The organism is Pseudomonas sp. TE4620, from assembly GCF_056279045.1.
The window spans coordinates 3,605,183-3,622,098 of record NZ_JBWBQO010000001.1 but is presented as its reverse complement, the minus strand read 5'-3'; the positions used below and the strand labels follow the sequence as shown (position 1 = coordinate 3,622,098).

General features: G+C 63.5%; 15 protein-coding genes. 10 read left to right on the top strand and 5 right to left on the bottom strand.

Annotation, left to right across the window (positions count from 1 at the left end; all coding sequences use genetic code 11):
* The first annotated feature begins 101 nt into the window (after nt 1-101).
* A complete protein-coding gene (gene pap, locus ACZ9A3_RS16745) occupies nt 102-1,595 on the top strand; it encodes a polyphosphate:AMP phosphotransferase (RefSeq protein WP_045195420.1) in 1,494 nt (497 codons plus the stop codon).
* A gap of 140 nt (nt 1,596-1,735) precedes the next feature.
* The gene (locus tag ACZ9A3_RS16740; RefSeq protein WP_093380397.1) at nt 1,736-2,692 is read left to right on the top strand and encodes a DMT family transporter; all 957 of its coding nucleotides are present in this window, start codon (nt 1,736-1,738) and stop codon (nt 2,690-2,692) included.
* A 1-nt stretch (nt 2,693) separates the two neighbouring features.
* Here ACZ9A3_RS16740 and ACZ9A3_RS16735 read toward each other — a convergent pair whose 3' ends face one another.
* Complete coding sequence (locus ACZ9A3_RS16735; protein ID WP_045195415.1) at nt 2,694-4,088, bottom strand: class II fumarate hydratase; 1,395 nt, start codon at nt 4,086-4,088, stop codon at nt 2,694-2,696.
* Between the two features lie 156 nt (nt 4,089-4,244).
* Here ACZ9A3_RS16735 and ACZ9A3_RS16730 point away from each other — a divergent pair, with 156 nt between their 5' ends.
* From ACZ9A3_RS16730 to ACZ9A3_RS16700, 7 genes are all read left to right on the top strand, one after another.
* Complete coding sequence (locus ACZ9A3_RS16730) at nt 4,245-4,769, top strand: DUF2059 domain-containing protein (protein WP_093380399.1); 525 nt, start codon at nt 4,245-4,247, stop codon at nt 4,767-4,769.
* A 15-nt stretch (nt 4,770-4,784) separates the two neighbouring features.
* Nucleotides 4,785-5,084, top strand: a complete 300-nt coding sequence (locus tag ACZ9A3_RS16725) for a BolA family protein (RefSeq protein WP_476252926.1) — start codon at nt 4,785-4,787, stop codon at nt 5,082-5,084.
* Nucleotides 5,085-5,193: 109 nt separating this feature from the next.
* Nucleotides 5,194-6,132, top strand: coding sequence for an oxygen-dependent tRNA uridine(34) hydroxylase TrhO (gene trhO / locus ACZ9A3_RS16720; RefSeq protein WP_045195410.1), 939 nt, complete (start codon nt 5,194-5,196; stop codon nt 6,130-6,132).
* 3 nt (nt 6,133-6,135) lie between these two features.
* Complete coding sequence (locus ACZ9A3_RS16715; protein WP_045195409.1) at nt 6,136-6,768, top strand: DsbA family protein; 633 nt, start codon at nt 6,136-6,138, stop codon at nt 6,766-6,768.
* Nucleotides 6,761-8,593, top strand: a complete 1,833-nt coding sequence (locus ACZ9A3_RS16710; RefSeq protein ID WP_093380404.1) for an ABC transporter ATP-binding protein — start codon at nt 6,761-6,763, stop codon at nt 8,591-8,593. The genes ACZ9A3_RS16715 and ACZ9A3_RS16710 overlap by 8 nt, the downstream gene beginning before the upstream one ends.
* 105 nt (nt 8,594-8,698) lie before the next feature.
* The gene (locus ACZ9A3_RS16705; RefSeq protein ID WP_093380407.1) at nt 8,699-11,155 is read left to right on the top strand and encodes an EAL domain-containing protein; all 2,457 of its coding nucleotides are present in this window, start codon (nt 8,699-8,701) and stop codon (nt 11,153-11,155) included.
* A gap of 36 nt (nt 11,156-11,191) precedes the next feature.
* Nucleotides 11,192-11,986: a TenA family transcriptional regulator gene (locus tag ACZ9A3_RS16700; protein ID WP_093380409.1), complete on the top strand. Its 795-nt coding sequence runs from the start codon at nt 11,192-11,194 to the stop codon at nt 11,984-11,986.
* A 2-nt stretch (nt 11,987-11,988) separates the two neighbouring features.
* Here the strand turns inward: ACZ9A3_RS16700 and ACZ9A3_RS16695 are convergent, their stop codons facing one another.
* From ACZ9A3_RS16695 to ACZ9A3_RS16680, 4 genes are all read right to left on the bottom strand, one after another.
* On the bottom strand, nt 11,989-12,729 hold the full coding sequence (locus ACZ9A3_RS16695; RefSeq protein WP_476252925.1) for a YciK family oxidoreductase: 741 nt from the start codon (nt 12,727-12,729) through the stop codon (nt 11,989-11,991).
* Nucleotides 12,730-12,807: 78 nt separating this feature from the next.
* Nucleotides 12,808-13,479: an N-acetylmuramic acid 6-phosphate phosphatase MupP gene (mupP, locus tag ACZ9A3_RS16690; RefSeq protein ID WP_045195400.1), complete on the bottom strand. Its 672-nt coding sequence runs from the start codon at nt 13,477-13,479 to the stop codon at nt 12,808-12,810.
* Nucleotides 13,480-13,481: 2 nt separating this feature from the next.
* Nucleotides 13,482-14,180, bottom strand: a complete 699-nt coding sequence (gene ubiG / locus ACZ9A3_RS16685) for a bifunctional 2-polyprenyl-6-hydroxyphenol methylase/3-demethylubiquinol 3-O-methyltransferase UbiG (RefSeq protein ID WP_045195398.1) — start codon at nt 14,178-14,180, stop codon at nt 13,482-13,484.
* A 61-nt stretch (nt 14,181-14,241) separates the two neighbouring features.
* Nucleotides 14,242-15,573, bottom strand: a complete 1,332-nt coding sequence (locus ACZ9A3_RS16680; protein ID WP_476252924.1) for a TRZ/ATZ family hydrolase — start codon at nt 15,571-15,573, stop codon at nt 14,242-14,244.
* A 108-nt stretch (nt 15,574-15,681) separates the two neighbouring features.
* On the opposite strand from ACZ9A3_RS16680, the gene mtnA reads away from it, so the two are divergent.
* Nucleotides 15,682-16,758, top strand: coding sequence for an S-methyl-5-thioribose-1-phosphate isomerase (mtnA, locus tag ACZ9A3_RS16675; RefSeq protein WP_476252923.1), 1,077 nt, complete (start codon nt 15,682-15,684; stop codon nt 16,756-16,758).
* Nucleotides 16,759-16,916 lie beyond the last annotated feature (158 nt).

Below are 16,916 nucleotides of genomic sequence, written 5' to 3'. Positions count from 1 at the left end.
CTGATCGGCGCCAGGCTGTTTGACTTGTGGCAGGCTTTGTTTTGTGCCGACAAAGGTTTCGACAATCCGCTAGTCTTGCTTATCCAAGTAGGGAGCCTGGTATGTTCGAATCCGCTGAAATTGGTCACGCCATCGACAAAGACACCTATGACGCCGAGGTCCCGGCGCTGCGTGAAGCGTTGCTGGAGGCGCAGTTCGAGCTCAAGCAGCAGGCGCGTTTCCCGGTGATCGTACTGATCAACGGCATCGAAGGTGCCGGCAAGGGCGAGACGGTCAAGCTGCTCAACGAATGGATGGACCCGCGCCTGATCGAGGTGCGCACCTTCGACCAGCAAACCGACGAAGAACTCGCCCGTCCACCGGCCTGGCGCTACTGGCGGGCACTGCCGGCCAAGGGGCGGATGGGCGTATTTTTTGGCAACTGGTACAGCCAGATGCTCCAGGGCCGCGTGCATGGCCAGTTCAAGGATGCCGTGCTCGACCAGGCCATCCGCGGCGCCGAGCGCCTCGAAGAGATGCTCTGCGATGAAGGCGCGCTGATCTTCAAGTTCTGGTTTCACCTGTCCAAGAAGCAGATGAAAGCCCGCCTCAAGGCGCTCAAGGACGATCCGCTGCACAGCTGGCGGATCAGCCCGCTGGACTGGCAGCAGTCCGAAACCTACGACCGTTTCGTGCGCTTTGGCGAGCGGGTGCTGCGCCAGACCAGTCGCGACTACGCGCCCTGGCATGTGATCGAGGGCGTCGATCCGCATTACCGCAGCCTGGCTGTGGGCAAGATTCTGCTCGAAGGGCTGCAGGCCGCGCTCAAGTCCGATCACGGGCCGATCCACCAGGCCAACATCGCGCCGCTGGGTGAAAGCATCGACCAGCGCAGCCTGCTCGGCAGCCTCGACCTGAGCCTGCGCCTGGACAAGGACGACTACCAGGAACAACTGATTACCGAACAGGCGCGCCTGGCCGGCCTGCTGCGTGACAAGCGCATGCGCCGCCACGCCCTGATTGCCGTGTTCGAAGGCAACGATGCGGCGGGCAAGGGCGGTGCCATTCGCCGGGTGGCGGCAGCCCTCGACCCGCGCCAGTACCGCATCGTGCCGATCGCCGCGCCCACCGAAGAAGAGCGCGCGCAGCCGTACCTGTGGCGCTTTTGGCGGCACATTCCGGCGCGTGGCAAGTTCACCGTGTTCGACCGTTCCTGGTATGGCCGGGTACTGGTCGAGCGGATCGAAGGCTTTTGCAGCCAGGCCGACTGGATGCGCGCCTATGGCGAGATCAACGACTTCGAAGAACAACTGAGCAATGCTGGCGTGGTGGTGGTGAAGTTCTGGCTGTCGATTGACGAACAGACCCAGCTCGAGCGCTTTCAGGAGCGCGAGCAGATCCCGTTCAAGCGCTTCAAGATCACCGAGGAAGACTGGCGCAACCGCGAGAAGTGGGGGCAGTACGCGGAGGCTGTGGGCGACATGGTCGACCGTACCAGCACCGAGATTGCGCCCTGGACCCTGGTCGAGGCCAATGACAAGCGCTGGGCGCGGGTCAAGGTGTTGCGCACCATCAACCAGGCGCTGGAGGCGGCGTTCAAGAAGCACAAGAAATGATAGCGGGGGCTGCGAAAGCAGCCCCAGCAGGAGCTCAGGGAATGAAGTACTGAATTCTTTTCCGCATTCTTGCCTGTCTCGCCACCAACCCAGCCCGTAGAATCCAGTTTCCCCCCACCAAAGGGCTATCGAGGCTGGTTATGCATATTTCTTCCGGACGCTGGGTCTACGGTCTGTCCTTGTCGCTGCTGACCGCCGTGCTCTGGGGCATCCTGCCGATCAAGCTCAAACAGGTGCTGCAGGTGATGGACCCGATCACCGTGACCTGGTTTCGCCTGCTGGTGTCCGGCGGCCTGTTGCTGGCCTGGCTGGCGGCAAGCAAGCGCCTGCCCTCGTTCAATGGCCTCGGGCGCAAGGGCTGGGGCCTGGTGCTGCTGGCTACCTGCGGGCTGGTGGGCAACTATGTGCTGTACCTGGTCGGGCTCAAGCTGCTCAGCCCCGGCACCGCCCAGCTGGTGGTGCAGATGGGCCCGGTGCTGTTGCTGGTGGCCAGCGTGTTCCTGTTCAAGGAACGCTTTAGCCTGGGGCAGGGCATGGGCCTGGTGATCCTGCTGCTGGGCTTTGGCCTGTTCTTCAATCAACGCCTGGATGAGCTGCTCACCTCCCTGAGCGTCTACACCACCGGCGTGCTGACCATCCTCCTGGCGACCTCTATCTGGGTGTTCTATGCCCTGAGCCAGAAGCAGCTGCTGACTGTATGGAACTCGATGCAGGTGATGATGGTGATCTACCTGTTTTGCGCAGCCTTGCTGACCCCTTGGGTGCATCCGTTGGAGGCGCTGCAATTGAGCCCGCTGCAAGGCTGGCTGCTGCTTGCCTGCTGTTTGAACACCCTGGTGGCCTACGGCGCGTTTGCCGAAGCCCTGGCGCACTGGGAAGCCTCCAAGGTCAGTGCGACCCTGGCGGTGACGCCGCTGATCACCTTCGTGGCGGTGGCCCTGGCAGCCTGGTTCTGGCCCGACTTTGTCCACGCCGAGCAGATCAACACCCTGGGCTACATCGGTGCGCTGGTGGTGGTGCTGGGCTCGGCGCTGACCGCCCTGGGCCCCTCGATCATGGCCGGCTGGCGGGCCAGGCGCGTTCGCCTGGCCCGGTGATTCAGCCCTTGGCGCCCGGTTCGAGCATTTTTTCCGGGCGCACCCACTGGTCGAACTGCTCGTTGCTCAGGTAACCCAGGCTCAGCGCCGCCTCGCGCAGGGTGGTGCCTTCGCTGTAGGCCTTCTTGGCGATTTCTGCCGCCTTGTCGTAGCCAATGTGCGGGTTGAGCGCGGTCACCAGCATCAGCCCGCGCTCCAGGTGCGCGGCCATCTGTTCGGGATCCGGTTCGATCCCGGCAATGCAGTGCTGCTGGAAGTTGCTGCAACCGTCGGCCAGCAGTTCGATGGACTGCAGCAGGTTGTGGATGATCACCGGCTTGAACACGTTCAACTGCAAGTGCCCCTGGCTTGCCGCAAAGCCGATCGCGGTGTCGTTGCCCAGCACCTGGCAGGCCAGCATCGACAGGGCCTCGCACTGGGTCGGGTTGACCTTGCCGGGCATGATCGAGCTGCCCGGTTCGTTGGCCGGCAGGCGTACTTCGGCAATCCCGCCGCGCGGCCCGGAGCCGAGCAGGCGCAGGTCGTTGGCCAGTTTCATCAGGGCCACGGCGAGGGTTTTCAGGCCGCCGGCGAGGGTGGTCAGCGGTTCATGCCCGGCCAGGGCGGCGAACTTGTTCGGTGCGGTAACAAACGGCAGGCCGGAAAGCGCGGCGAGCTCGGCGGCGATGGCTTCGGCAAAGCCGTGCGGGGCGTTCAGCCCGGTGCCGACGGCGGTGCCGCCCTGGGCCAGCTCGCACACCGCCGGCAAGGCCGAACGGATCGCCCGCTGGGCGTAGTCGAGCTGGGCGACATAGGCCGAGAGTTCCTGGCCGAAGGTGATCGGTGTGGCGTCCATCATATGGGTGCGACCGGTTTTCACCAGGTGCTGGTGGCGCGCCGAGAGTTCCGCCAGCCCCGACGACAGTTCGGTGATCGCCGGCAGCAGCTTGTGCTGCACGGCCTGGGCGGCGGCGATGTGCATGGCGGTGGGGAAGCAGTCGTTGGAACTTTGCGAGCGGTTGACGTGATCGTTGGGGTGCACTGGCGTTTTGCCGCCACGGCCATTGCCGGCCAGTTCGTTGGCACGACCGGCGATCACTTCGTTGACGTTCATGTTGCTCTGGGTGCCACTGCCGGTCTGCCAGACGACGAGCGGAAACTGGTCGTCCAGTTGCCCGTCGAGCACTTCGTCGGCGGCTTGTTCGATCAGCCGGGCGATGTCCGCCGCGAGGTCTCCGTTGCGGTTGTTGACCCGTGCCGCGGCTTTCTTGATCAGTGCCAGGGCATGCAACACCGCCAGCGGCATGCGTTCCTTGCCGATGGCAAAGTTGATCAGCGAGCGTTGCGTCTGGGCACCCCAGTAGGCCTGGTCAGGAACTTCGACCTGCCCCAGGCTGTCAGTTTCGATACGGCTCATGCTGCGCTCACTCCCTTGTGGTCTGAATTCGCAGTTTAGGTCCTTATTTGGCGTAGCGGTTCCATCGCGCGTCGACCCACTTGAGCACTGTGCCACTGTCGGCGCAGAATGCTCTACTCTGGGGTACTACCTCCTCTGTCTATTGAAGGAATTCCGATGACCCGTCTTCGCGCCCTCTGCACTGCTGTAGCGCTGGTCTGCGCCAGCGGCCAGGTGCTTGCAGATACCGCCAGCCACAACGCCAGTGCTGAAAAATTCCTCATGATGGCGCATGCCGACAAGCTCGGTACTCCGGTCTACATGCAGGTGCAGCAGATGTTTGCCCAGCGTTTCGAACAGACCAAGGCCCCAGCCTCGAAGAAATCCGTGCTCGACAGCTACCAGGCCAAGGCCAACGCCGCCCTGGACCAGGCCATCGGCTGGAACAAGCTCAAGCCGGACATGGTCAAGCTCTACACCACCACCTTCACTGAAAGCGAACTGAAAGACCTGGTCGCCTTCTACCAGTCGCCTCTGGGCAAGAAAGTCCTCGAGAAGATGCCGCAGGTGACCCAGCAATCGGCGCAGCTGACCCAGCAGAAACTGGAAAGCGCGGTACCGGTGGTCAACAAGCTGCTGGCTGACATGACCAAGGAACTCGACCCGAACGCCGGCAAGGCCGCCGCGCCAGCCAAGAAGTAAGCAGCGGAGCCCGACATGACCATGCAGCAAAAGATCGAGCACCGCCTGCAAGCGCTGGCACCCACGCACTTGCAGGTGCTCGATGAAAGCCACATGCACAGCCGTGGGCAGCAGACCCATTACAAGGCGGTGCTGGTGAGCGAGCAGTTCGAGGGGCTGAACAGCGTCAAGCGTCACCAGAAAGTGTATGCCACCCTCGGTGAGCTGATGAGCAAGTTTCACGCCCTGGCGCTGCACACCTATACGCCGCAGGAATGGCAGAAAATCGGTGTCGCCCCGGCGTCGCCGACCTGCGCCGGTGGCAGCAAGCACTGATTTCCTCGTCAGGTTTTTGCTAGAATGATCAACGCGCCGCTTGTCGGCGCGTTTTTATTTGGCATCCGGTCCGCCCTTTGCGAGGGTGACCACCTGGAGAAGTTACTGCATGTCCCAAGCTATCGTCGTTGCGGCGCTGTACAAATTCGTCACCCTGAAAGATTACCTCGAGCTGCGCGAGCCGCTGCTCGAGAGCATGATGGCCAATGGCATCAAGGGCACCTTGTTGCTGGCCGAGGAAGGTATCAACGGCACCGTCTCCGGTACCCGTGAAGGCATCGACGGCCTGCTGGCCTGGCTGCGCAGCGATGCGCGCCTGGTGGATATCGACCACAAAGAGTCCTACTGCGACGAACAGCCGTTCTACCGCACCAAGGTCAAGCTCAAGAAAGAGATCGTCACCCTTGGCGTGGCGGGCGTTGACCCGAACTACAAGGTCGGTACCTACGTCGAGCCCCAGGACTGGAACGCGCTGATCAGCGACCCTGAAGTGCTGCTGATCGACACCCGCAACGACTACGAAGTGGCGATCGGCACCTTCGAAGGCGCGATCGACCCCAAGACCACCACCTTCCGCGAGTTCCCCGAGTACATCAAGGCCAACTTCGACCCGGCCAAGCACAAGAAAGTGGCGATGTTCTGCACCGGCGGCATTCGTTGCGAAAAAGCCTCCAGCTATATGCTCGGCGAGGGTTTCGAAGAGGTCTATCATCTTAAGGGCGGGATCCTCAAATACCTCGAAGAGGTGCCACAGGATCAAAGCCGCTGGCAGGGCGACTGCTTCGTGTTCGACAACCGGGTCACCGTGCGTCACGACCTGACCGAGGGCGATTACGACCAGTGCCATGCCTGCCGCACCCCGATCAGCGTGGAAGACCGTGCGTCCGAGCACTACTCGCCAGGCATCAGCTGCCCGCATTGCTGGGACAGCCTGAGCGAAAAGACCCGGCGCAGCGCCATTGACCGGCAGAAGCAGATCGAACTGGCCAAGGCGCGCAATCAGCCTCACCCGATCGGTCACAACTACCGCAAAGCTGCCGAGGCCTGATTGATGTCCGCACGCCTGCTGTATGTGATGGACCCGATGTGCTCATGGTGCTGGGGCTTTGCCCCGGTCGCCGAGGCCCTGATCGCCCAGGCACAGGCGGCGGGCGTGCCGACCCGGGTGGTGCTCGGCGGCCTGCGTTCCGGCAGCCGTGCGCTGGATGCCTCGACCCGCGGCTACATCCTTGATCACTGGCAGGCGGTACACGACGCCACCGGGCAGGATTTTCAATTCGAAGGCGCACTGCCTGACGGTTTTGTCTACGACACCGAGCCTGCCTGTCGGGCCCTGGTCACCGCCCGTAGCCTTGACCCGCAATACGTGGGTGCCTTGCTCAAGCTGATCCAGCAGGCCTTCTACCAGCGCGGCGAAGACGTCACTCGTGCGCCCTTGCTGGTAGAACTGGCCGAGCAGGCCGGTTACCAGCGCGCCGCCTTTGCCGAAGCCTTTACCAGCGCCGAACAGCGCGCGGCCACGGCGGCGGACTTCACCTGGGTCCAGGACCTGGGCATTGCCGGTTTCCCGACCCTGCTGGCCGAACGCAATGGCCAGCTGGCCTTGCTGACCAATGGCTATCAAGCCCTCGAATCGCTTGAGCCGCTGCTCGGCCGCTGGCTGCAGCAGGCCGCCTGTGCTTGACCTGCCGGGTTCACCCGACCCGGTACCAGGGCCAGGCCCTGTGCATGCTGATCGCTTGAGCTGGGCAGAAATCCGCCGCCTGGCCCTGCGCCATAAAAAAGCCCTGTGGATCGCCAACGGCGTGGCCGTGCTGGCGGCGTTGTGCAGTGTGCCGATCCCCTTGCTGCTGCCGTTGCTGGTTGACGAAGTGCTGCTCGGCCATGGCGATGCCGCGCTCAAATGGATGAACCAGTTCCTGCCCGGCAACTGGCAGGTTGCTGGTGGCTACATCGGCCTGATGCTGGTATTCACCCTGACCCTGCGCTGCGCCGCCCTGGCCTTCAACGTGGTGCAGGCCAAGCTGTTCGCCGGCCTTGCCAAAGACATCGTCTACCGCTTGCGCATTCGCCTGATCGAGCGCCTCAAGCGCATTTCCCTGAGTGAATACGAAAGTCTGGGCAGCGGTACCGTGACCACCCACCTGGTCACCGACCTGGACACCCTCGACAAGTTCGTCGGCGAAACCCTCAGCCGCTTCCTGGTGGCCATGCTGACCCTGACCGGCACCGCCGCCATCCTTATGTGGATGCACTGGAAGCTGGCGTTGCTGATCCTGCTGTTCAACCCCTTGGTGATCTTCGCCACGGTGCAGTTGGGCAAGCGGGTCAAGCACCTGAAGAAGCTTGAGAACGACAGCACCTCGCGCTTCACCCAGGCGCTGACCGAGACCCTCGACGCGATCCAGGAAATCCGTGCCAGCAACCGCCAGGGCTATTTCCTCGGCCGCCTTGGCCTGCGCGCCCAGGAGGTACGCAACTACGCCGTCGCCTCGCAGTGGAAAAGCGACGCGAGCGGGCGTGCCAGCGGCTTGCTGTTCCAGTTCGGCATCGACATTTTCCGCGCCGCGGCGATGCTCACGGTGCTGTTCTCCGACCTCTCGATCGGGCAGATGCTGGCGGTGTTCAGCTACCTGTGGTTCATGATCGGCCCGGTCGAGCAACTGCTCAACCTGCAATACGCCTACTACGCCGCTGGCGGCGCCCTGAGCCGGCTCAACGAGCTGCTGGCGCGGGCCGACGAGCCGCAATACCCCGGTGGCATCGACCCGTTCAAGGGCCGCGACACTGTCGGCATCGAGGTGCAGGGCCTGCGCTTTGCCTACAACGACGAGCCGGTGCTCGACCAGCTCAACCTGTCGATTGCCCCCGGCGAAAAGGTCGCCATCGTCGGCGCCAGTGGCGGTGGCAAGAGCACCCTGGTGCAACTGCTGCTGGGCCTGTACAGCGCCCAGGCCGGGACCATCCGCTTTGGTGGCTCGACCCTGCAGGAAATCGGCCTGGAAACCCTGCGCGAGCATGTTGCGGTGGTACTCCAGCACCCGTCGCTGTTCAACGACACGGTGCGCGCCAACCTGACCATGGGCCGCGACTGCAGCGATGATGCCTGCTGGCAGGCGCTGAACATCGCCCAGCTCGACGCTACCATCGCCGCCTTGCCGCAAGGCCTGGACAGCGTGGTTGGTCGCTCCGGGGTGCGTTTGTCCGGTGGCCAGCGTCAGCGCCTGGCCATTGCGCGGATGGTGCTGGCCGAGCCCAAGGTGGTGATTCTCGACGAGGCCACCTCGGCCCTGGATGCGGCCACCGAATACAACCTGCACCAGGCTCTGACCCGTTTTCTCAGCGCCCGCACCACGCTGATCATTGCCCACCGCCTGTCGGCGGTGAAGCAGGCCGACCGGGTGCTGGTGTTTGACGGCGGCCATGTCGCCGAGGACGGCGATCACCAGCAATTGATCGCCGAAGGTGGCTTGTACGCCAAGCTGTACGGCCATTTGCAACAGAGTTAGGGCAAATTGGTTAGCAAGTGAGAAAAGCTCTGCAGGATTAATGGCAAATAGCCTAGGCTGTGCTTTGGTAGGTGGGATTCATCCGGCTCTGTTGCAAGGGACCTCATGAAGCGAAAACGGACTCTCGAAGCGCCAAAGTTGTTGGGCATTATCTGGCCATTTGTTGCTGTGGTGCTGTTTCAGGCCTTGCTCGGGAGCATCAGCCTGTACGCGCTGTCGGCAGTGCGTGGTTATGTGGCGGGCGAGAGCCTGTGGTCCAAGGGCCAGAAAGACGCCATCTATTACCTCAATCAATACGCTGACAGCCGCGACGAGGCGGTCTTCAAGAAGTATCGCAAGGCCATCGCCGTGCCCCAGGGCGGCCATGACCTGCGTGTAGCCCTCGACTTGCCGAGCCCGGATATCGACGCCGCGCGCCGTGGCATCCTCCAGGGCGGCAACCATCCCGACGACGTTTCCAGCGTGATCTGGCTGTACCTGAACTTTCATCAGGTCAGCTATATGCAAAAGGCCATCGAGCTGTGGGCAGTCGGTGACGGATTTCTGCGCCAGCTGGACGAAGTGGCCGAGCAGATGCACAGCGGTTTTCGCACCGGCCAGGCCGACGCCCGCAGCGTTGCCGGCTGGAAGGCGCAGATTGCCGCGATCAACGATGCCGTGACCCCGGCCGCGCGGGCGTTCAGCGATGCCCTGGGCGAAGGCTCGCGGATGTTGCTGCGGGTGCTGCTGGTCACTAACCTCGCTACTGCATTGTTTCTGATTGCCCTGGCCTGGATGCGCTCGAGCAAGCTGCTGGCCCAGCGCCAGGCCTTTGCCAATGCCCTTGAGGTGGAGAAGGAGCGGGCGCAGATCACCCTCGAATCGATCGGCGATGGCGTGATCACCACCGATGTCGAAGGCTGCATCGCCTACATGAACCCGGCCGCCGAGCAGTTGACCCACTGGCATGCCGCCCAGGCCCAGGGCCTGCCGCTGGCGGCGCTGTTCAGCCTGCTCGACGAGAACGCCGAAAAAGACAGCCTGACCCTGGTCGAGCGCGTGCTTGAAGGTGGCCTCAAGGGTGGCAGCGAACACACCAAGCTGATCCAGCGCCTGGACGGCAGCACCGTGTCAGTGACGCTGGTGGGCGCGCCGATCATGGCCGAAGGCAAGGTCAGCGGTATTGTCCTGGTGCTGCACGACATGACCCAGGAACGCCAGTACATCGCCAACCTGTCCTGGCAGGCGACTCACGACGCCCTGACTGGCCTGGCCAACCGTCGCGAGTTCGAATATCGCCTGGAGCTGGCGCTCAACGCCATGGCGCGCAAGCCGGCACGGCATTCACTGATGTTCCTCGACCTGGACCAGTTCAAGCTGGTCAACGATACCTGCGGCCATGCCGCTGGCGATGAACTGCTGCGCCATATCTGTGCGGTGCTCCAGGCCGGCCTGCGCGAAGGCGACACCCTGGCGCGGCTGGGCGGCGACGAGTTCGGCATCCTCCTCGAAAACTGCCCACAGGAGCAGGCCGAGCGGATTGCCGAGAGCCTGCGACAGGCCGTGCAGAGCCTGCATTTCGTCTGGAAAGGGCGACCGTTCATGACCACCGTGAGCCTGGGCCTGGTGCATATCGCCCAGGGCCCGACCACTCTTGAAGCTTCGCTGCGGGCCGCCGACATGGCCTGCTACATGGCCAAGGAGAAGGGCCGCAACCGCGTACAGGTGTACCACGCCGACGACAGCGAGCTGTCCATGCGCTTTGGCGAGATGGCCTGGATCCAGCGCCTGCACGTGGCCCTGGAAGAAAACCGCTTCTGCCTGTATGCCCAGGAAATTGCCGCCCTCGGCCCCCATGAGGGCGCCGGGCATATCGAGATTCTGCTGCGCCTGCATGACGAGAGCGGGCGCATTATTCTGCCCGACAGCTTCATCCCCGCCGCCGAGCGCTATGGCCTGATGACTGCGCTGGACCGCTGGGTGGTGCGCAGTGTGTTCAAGGTCATCCGCCAGTGCCTGGACGAGCAGCGCGAAGGCCCGTTGGCCATGTGCGCGATCAACCTGTCGGGCAGCAGTATTGGTGACGACAAATTCCTTGAATACCTGCAACGGCTGTTCAGCGAGTTCGCCATCCCGCCGCACATGATTTGTTTCGAAATAACCGAAACCAGCGCCATCGCCAACCTTGGCAGCGCCATTCGCTTTATCAACGAGCTCAAGGGCCTAGGTTGCCGGTTCTCGCTGGATGACTTTTGCGCCGGTATGTCGTCGTTCGCTTATTTGAAGCATTTGCCTGTAGACTTTCTGAAAATCGACGGAAGTTTTGTCAAGGACATGCTCGATGACCCGATCAACCGGGCCATGGTCGAGGTGATCAATCACATCGGTCACGTGATGGGCAAACGCACCATTGCCGAGTTTGTCGAAACCCCGTTGATCGAGCAGGCCCTGCAGGAAATTGGCGTCGACTACGCCCAGGGATACCTGATCGAGCGGCCACAGGTGTTCACCTGTGACAGCTTGCAGCGCAAACGGATTGCTGCAAGGCCCCTGTTGTTCAAGGCGCCGGGGACCTTTCGCTGAGATCCACCGATAATCACAAGGAACAAGGAGCTGACAGTGATTGACGCGTTCATACGTACTGGTCCATTGATGGACCCCAGCAGTTACCCGCTTTGGGCCCAGCAGTTGATCAAGGACTGCAGCGAGAGCAAGCGTCGGGTGGTGGAGCACGAGCTTTATCAACGCATGCGCGATGGCCGCCTCAGTGGCCGGACCATGCGCCAGTACCTGATTGGTGGCTGGCCGGTGGTCGAGCAGTTCTCGCTGTACATGGCCAAGAACCTCACCAAGACCCAGTACGCCCGCCACCCTGGTGAAGACATGGCGCGGCGCTGGCTGATGCGCAACATCCGTGTCGAACTCAACCACGCCGATTACTGGCGGTTCTGGGCCCAGGCCCATGGCGTCAGCCTCGAAGAGCTGCAGGCGCAGGAAGTTCCCAGCGAACTCAATGCCCTCAGCGACTGGTGCTGGCACACCTGTGCGACCGATGCGCTGGTAGTGGCGATTGCCGCCACCAACTACGCCATCGAAGGCGCAACCGGCGAGTGGTCGGCGGTGGTGTGCTCAACCGGTGTCTATGCCCAGGGCTTCCCGGAAGAGGGTCGCAAGCGCGCCATGAAATGGCTGAAGATGCACGCCCAGTACGATGACGCGCACCCGTGGGAGGCTTTGGAGATCGTCTGCACCCTGGCCGGCAACAACCCGTCGGCGGCGCTGCAAACCGAACTGCGCCGGGCCGTCTGCAAGAGCTACGACTATATGTTCCTGTTCCTTGAACGCTGCATGCAACAAGAACAGGAACAGCGCCAGCAGCCCGCCCGGGCCCGGGCGGAGCTGGCCGAGGGCTGAGCTTACTGGGCGTTGAACGCCTGGCCGTTGATGCCGGTGCTGTCCGGGCCCATCAGGTACAGGTAAACCGGCATGATCTGCTCTGGCAGCGGATTGTTTTCCGGTGTTTCTGCAGGGTAGGCCTGGGCGCGCATGCTGGTGCGGGTGGCGCCCGGGTTGACACTGTTGGCCCGCACCGGCGCCACCCCTTCAAGCTCGTCGGCGAGGGTCTGCATCAGACCCTCGGTGGCGAACTTCGACACTCCATAGGCACCCCAGTAGGCCCGGCCTTTGCGCCCGACGCTGCTGGAGGTGAAGATCACCGAGGCATCGGTTGACAGCTTGAGCAGCGGCAGCAGGGTGCTGGTGAGCATGAACATGGCATTGACGTTGATCTGCATCACGCGCATGAAGTTGTCGCCCGAGAGCTGCTCCAGCGGCGTGCGCGGGCCGATGATCGAGGCGTTGTGCAGCAGGCCGTCGATATGCCCGAACTCGGCTTCGATCATCGCCGCCAGTTCGTCGTACTGGTGCGGCAGGGCGGTTTCCAGGTTGAACGGGATGACCGCAGGCTTGGGGTGGCCGGCCGCTTCGATCTCGTCGTAGACCTGGCTCAGGTTGGCTTCGGTCTTGCCCAGCAGCAAGACGGTGGCGCCATGGGCGGCATAGCTCTTGGCCGCGGCCGCACCGATGCCGCGACCGGCACCGGTGACCAGGATGGTCCGGCCCTTGAGCAGGTCGGGGCGGGCAGAGTAATCGAACATGGGGTTACCTCCTGGAAATGGGTGTGACTTCATCGCGGGGCTGTGGGAGCGGGCTTGCCCCGCGATGCGTGTCTGAAATCAGCAGCCGCAAAGCGCGTTGTCGAGCACCTTGCGCAGCTCCAGCGGATGGTCGACCACCACATCCGCACCCCAGTTGTTGGGGTTGTCATCTGGATGAATATAGCCGTAGCGCACCGCAGCAGTACGGGTGCCGGCATCGCGGCCCGACTCGATGTCGCGCAGGTCGTCGCCGACGAACAGCACGCTGGCCGGGTCCAGGTTGAGGGTCTTGCAGGCGAGGATCAGCGGCTCGGGGTCTGGCTTGCTGTTCTTCACGTGGTCCGGGCAGATCAACAGCGCCGAACGCTCGCTCAGACCCAGTCGCTGCATGATTGGCTCGGCGAAGCGCACCGGCTTGTTGGTGACCACGCCCCAGATCAGCTTGCCTTTCTCGATGTCGGCCAGCAGTTCGGCCATGCCGTCGTAGAGCTTGCTGTGCACCGCGCAACCTTGCTGGTAACGCTCGAGGAATTCCAGGCGCAAGGCCTCGAAGCCTTCGTCCTCGGGGTCGAGGTTGAAGGTCACCGAGACCATGGCCTTGGCACCGCCCGAGACCACGTCGCGAATTTTCTGGTCTTCGATTGCCGGCAGGCCGCGCTCGGCGAGCATGGCCTGGCAGATGGCGATGAAGTCCGGCGCCGTGTCGAGCAGGGTGCCGTCCATGTCGAAAAGTACCGCTCGCAAACGCATGCTTATTCCTCGCGCAGGGTCTGGATCATGTAGTTGACGTCAACGTCGTTGGCCAGCTTGTAATGCTTGGTCAGCGGGTTGTAGGTCAGGCCGGTGATGTCCTTGACGGTCAGGCCGGCGTCGCGGCTCCAGGCGCCGAGCTCGGACGGGCGGATGAATTTCTTGAAGTCATGGGTGCCGCGCGGCAGCAGCTTCATGATGTATTCGGCGCCGATGATGGCGAACAGGTAGGCCTTGGGGTTGCGGTTGATGGTCGAGAGGAACACCTGGCCACCGGGCTTGACCATACGGAAGCACGCGCGAATTACTGAGGAAGGGTCTGGCACGTGCTCGAGCATTTCAAGGCAGGTGACCACGTCGAACTGCTCGGGCATCTCTTCGGCCAGGGCCTCGGCAGTGATCTGCCGGTACTCGACGTTGACCCCGGACTCGAGCTGATGCAGCTGGGCCACGGCCAGCGGCGCCTCACCCATGTCGATACCGGTCACAGTGGCGCCGCGCAGGGCCATCGCTTCGCTGAGGATGCCGCCGCCACAGCCGATGTCGAGGACCTTCTTGCCGGCCAGCTTGACCCGCTCGTCGATCCAGTTGACCCGCAGCGGGTTGATGTCGTGCAGTGGCTTGAACTCGCTTTCGCGGTCCCACCAGCGGTGGGCCAGGGCTTCGAACTTGGCGATTTCGGCGTGGTCGACGTTGCTCATGGAACAGTCCTCTGAAACTTGGATAATTTGCTTTTGCCCGCCAGCACTGGCTGCCGGACGTTTATTCGTTGCGCGCGCCGATCCGCTGGCCCCAGGCACAGGCGGTGGCGTGCAGGGCCTGTTCGTCCAGGCGGATCAGGCGCCGGTCGTCAAGCAGTGGCTTGCCGGCGACCCAGACATGCTTCACGCAGTCCCGGCCGCTGGTGTAGATCAATTGCGACACCGGGTCATACAGCGGTTGCTGGGCCAGGCCGGAAAGGTCGAACGCGACCAGGTCGGCGGCCTTGCCCACTTCCAGCGAACCGGTGATCGCCTCCAGGCCCAGTGCCCGGGCGCCGTTGAGGGTGGCCATGCGCAACGCCCGGTGGGCATCCAGGGCGCTGGCCGAGCCGGCCACGGCCTTGGCCAGCAGCGCCGCGGTACGGGTTTCGCCGAGCAGGTCGAGGTCATTGTTGCTGGCCGCCCCGTCGGTACCGACGGCGACGTTGACGCCGGCCTGCCACAAGCGCTCGACCGGGCAGAAACCGCTGGCCAGCTTGAGGTTGGACTCCGGGCAGTGCACCACACTGGTGTTGCTTTCTACCAGCAGGGCCAGATCCTCGTCGCTGACCTGGGTCATGTGAACCGCCTGCAGGCGCGGCCCGAGCAGGCCCAGGCGAGCCAGCCGGGCCAGCGGGCGCTCGCCGCGGGTGTGCAGCGATTGCTCGACCTCCAGGGCGGTTTCATGGATATGCATGTGGATCGGCGCGTCGAGCTCTTCGGCGATGACGCGGATCTTTTCCAGGTTGGCGTCGCTGACCGTGTACGGCGCGTGCGGGCCCAGGGCCACGGTGATGCGCGGGTGGTGGCGCAGGTCGCCGAACAGCTCGATGCCCAGCTGCAGGGCTTCTTCGGTGCTGCGCGCACCAGGGATCGGGAAATCCATCAGGGGCACGGCGATTTGCGCGCGGATGCCGCTGTGGTGCACGCGCTCGCTGGCTACCTTGGGGTAGAAGTACATGTCGCTGAAGCAGGTGATGCCGCCTTTTACCTGCTCGGCGATGGCAAGGTCGGTGCCGTCGCGGACGAAATCTTCGTCGACCCAGCGCTCTTCGGCCGGCCAGATCTGCTCCTGCAGCCAGGTCATCAACGGCAGGTCGTCGGCCAGGCCGCGAAACAGGGTCATCGCCGCATGGCCGTGGGCGTTGACCAGCCCCGGGCTAAGCAGGCAGCCCGGCAGCTCGCGGGTTTGCGCCGCGATGAACGCCTGGGCCTGGCTGCGCGGGCCGATGAACACGATCTGCCCGTCGCGCACGCCCAGGGCATGGTCCTGCAAAACCACCCCGGCAGGCTCGACCGGCACCAGCCAGGCAGGCAGGAGCAGCAGGTCGAGCGGCAAAGCGGGTTTGGGCATGTCAGGTTTCCCTGGGCGATAGAAGGTGAGGGCGAAGTATACCCGAGCGTCCGCGCCTGGGGCTCGCTATAATCGTCCGCTTTTGATGTCCGAATGATGGGGTGAGGCATGCGCGATCGACTAATGGCAGCAGAGAAGGTGAAAGCCATCGATTGGCGGGATGGCACCCTCTATCTGCTCGACCAGCGCGCGTTGCCGTCGGCGCAGGTCTGGCTGGCCTGCAAGGACGCCGCCGCAGTGGCCGAGGCTATCCGCACAATGGTGGTGCGCGGCGCCCCGGCCATTGGCATCAGCGCCGCCTACGGCCTGGCCATGGCGATTGCCCAGCGCCTGGCCGCCGGCGGTGACTGGGAAATGGCCCTGGAAGAGGATTTCGAGCTGCTGGTGCACGCGCGGCCGACCGCCGCCAACCTGTTCTGGGCCCTGAACCGCATGCGTGAGCGCCTGCTGCGGCTCAAGGATGGCGATGACGTGCAGGCCATCATGGCGGCTGAGGCCGTGGCCATTCATGAAAGCGACCGTGAAGCCAACCTGACCATGGCCCAGCTGGGCGTCGACCTGATCCGCAAGCACCAGGGCAACGAACAGGCCATTCTCACCCATGGCAACACCGGGGCCCTGGCCACCGGCGGCTTCGGTACCGCCCTCGGGGTGGTGCGCGGCGCTTACCTGGAAGGCATGATCGAGCGCGTCTATGTCGATGAAACCCGCCCGTGGCTGCAGGGCTCGCGCCTGAGCGCCTGGGAGCTGGCCGGCGAGGGTATCCCGGCTACCATCACTGCCGACTCGGCGGCTGCCCACCTGATGAAAACCAAGGGCATCACCTGGGTGATCGTCGGCGCCGAGCGCATTACTGCCAATGGCGATGTGGCGAGCAAGATCGGCACCTACCAGCTGGCGGTCAATGCCATGCACCACGGCGTGCGCTTCATGGTCGTGGCGCCGAGCTCGAGCATCGACATGAACCTTGAAAGTGGCGACGACATCCTCCTTGAAGAGCGCAGCCCCAGCGAGTTGCTGGAGCTCGGCGGCGAGTCGCTAAGCGCCGACTTCGAGGCGTTCAATCCGGTCTTTGATGTAACTCCGGCCGACCTGATCGACGTGATCATCACCGAGAAAGGCATCGTCGAGCGCCCGGACAAGGTGAAGATGGCGCAACTGATGTGTCGCAAGCGTTTGCATTGAGTCTTTGCCGTCGTCTGCGGCCTGTTGTAGCGGCTAACGGGCGTTATCGACGAGCAGTAGGGTAGTAGTGCCGCAGGCTACTCCCACCCTCTGGGCGATTGTGGTAACATCCGACGGTTTCCAAGGCCGCCCTGCGGGGCCGTCTTTACTGCGCAGAT

Excerpts from the sequence above, each read along its gene's own strand:
- pap (WP_045195420.1), top strand. The coding sequence starts at position 102 with ATGTTCGAATCCGCTGAAATTGGTCACGCCATCGACAAAGACACCTAT.
- ACZ9A3_RS16740 (WP_093380397.1), top strand. The coding sequence starts at position 1,736 with ATGCATATTTCTTCCGGACGCTGGGTCTACGGTCTGTCCTTGTCGCTG.
- ACZ9A3_RS16735 (WP_045195415.1), bottom strand. The coding sequence starts at position 4,088 with ATGAGCCGTATCGAAACTGACAGCCTGGGGCAGGTCGAAGTTCCTGAC.
- ACZ9A3_RS16730 (WP_093380399.1), top strand. The coding sequence starts at position 4,245 with ATGACCCGTCTTCGCGCCCTCTGCACTGCTGTAGCGCTGGTCTGCGCC.
- ACZ9A3_RS16725 (WP_476252926.1), top strand. The coding sequence starts at position 4,785 with ATGACCATGCAGCAAAAGATCGAGCACCGCCTGCAAGCGCTGGCACCC.
- trhO (WP_045195410.1), top strand. The coding sequence starts at position 5,194 with ATGTCCCAAGCTATCGTCGTTGCGGCGCTGTACAAATTCGTCACCCTG.
- ACZ9A3_RS16715 (WP_045195409.1), top strand. The coding sequence starts at position 6,136 with ATGTCCGCACGCCTGCTGTATGTGATGGACCCGATGTGCTCATGGTGC.
- ACZ9A3_RS16705 (WP_093380407.1), top strand. The coding sequence starts at position 8,699 with ATGAAGCGAAAACGGACTCTCGAAGCGCCAAAGTTGTTGGGCATTATC.
- ACZ9A3_RS16695 (WP_476252925.1), bottom strand. The coding sequence starts at position 12,729 with ATGTTCGATTACTCTGCCCGCCCCGACCTGCTCAAGGGCCGGACCATC.
- mupP (WP_045195400.1), bottom strand. The coding sequence starts at position 13,479 with ATGCGTTTGCGAGCGGTACTTTTCGACATGGACGGCACCCTGCTCGAC.
- ubiG (WP_045195398.1), bottom strand. The coding sequence starts at position 14,180 with ATGAGCAACGTCGACCACGCCGAAATCGCCAAGTTCGAAGCCCTGGCC.
- ACZ9A3_RS16680 (WP_476252924.1), bottom strand. The coding sequence starts at position 15,573 with ATGCCCAAACCCGCTTTGCCGCTCGACCTGCTGCTCCTGCCTGCCTGG.
- mtnA (WP_476252923.1), top strand. The coding sequence starts at position 15,682 with ATGCGCGATCGACTAATGGCAGCAGAGAAGGTGAAAGCCATCGATTGG.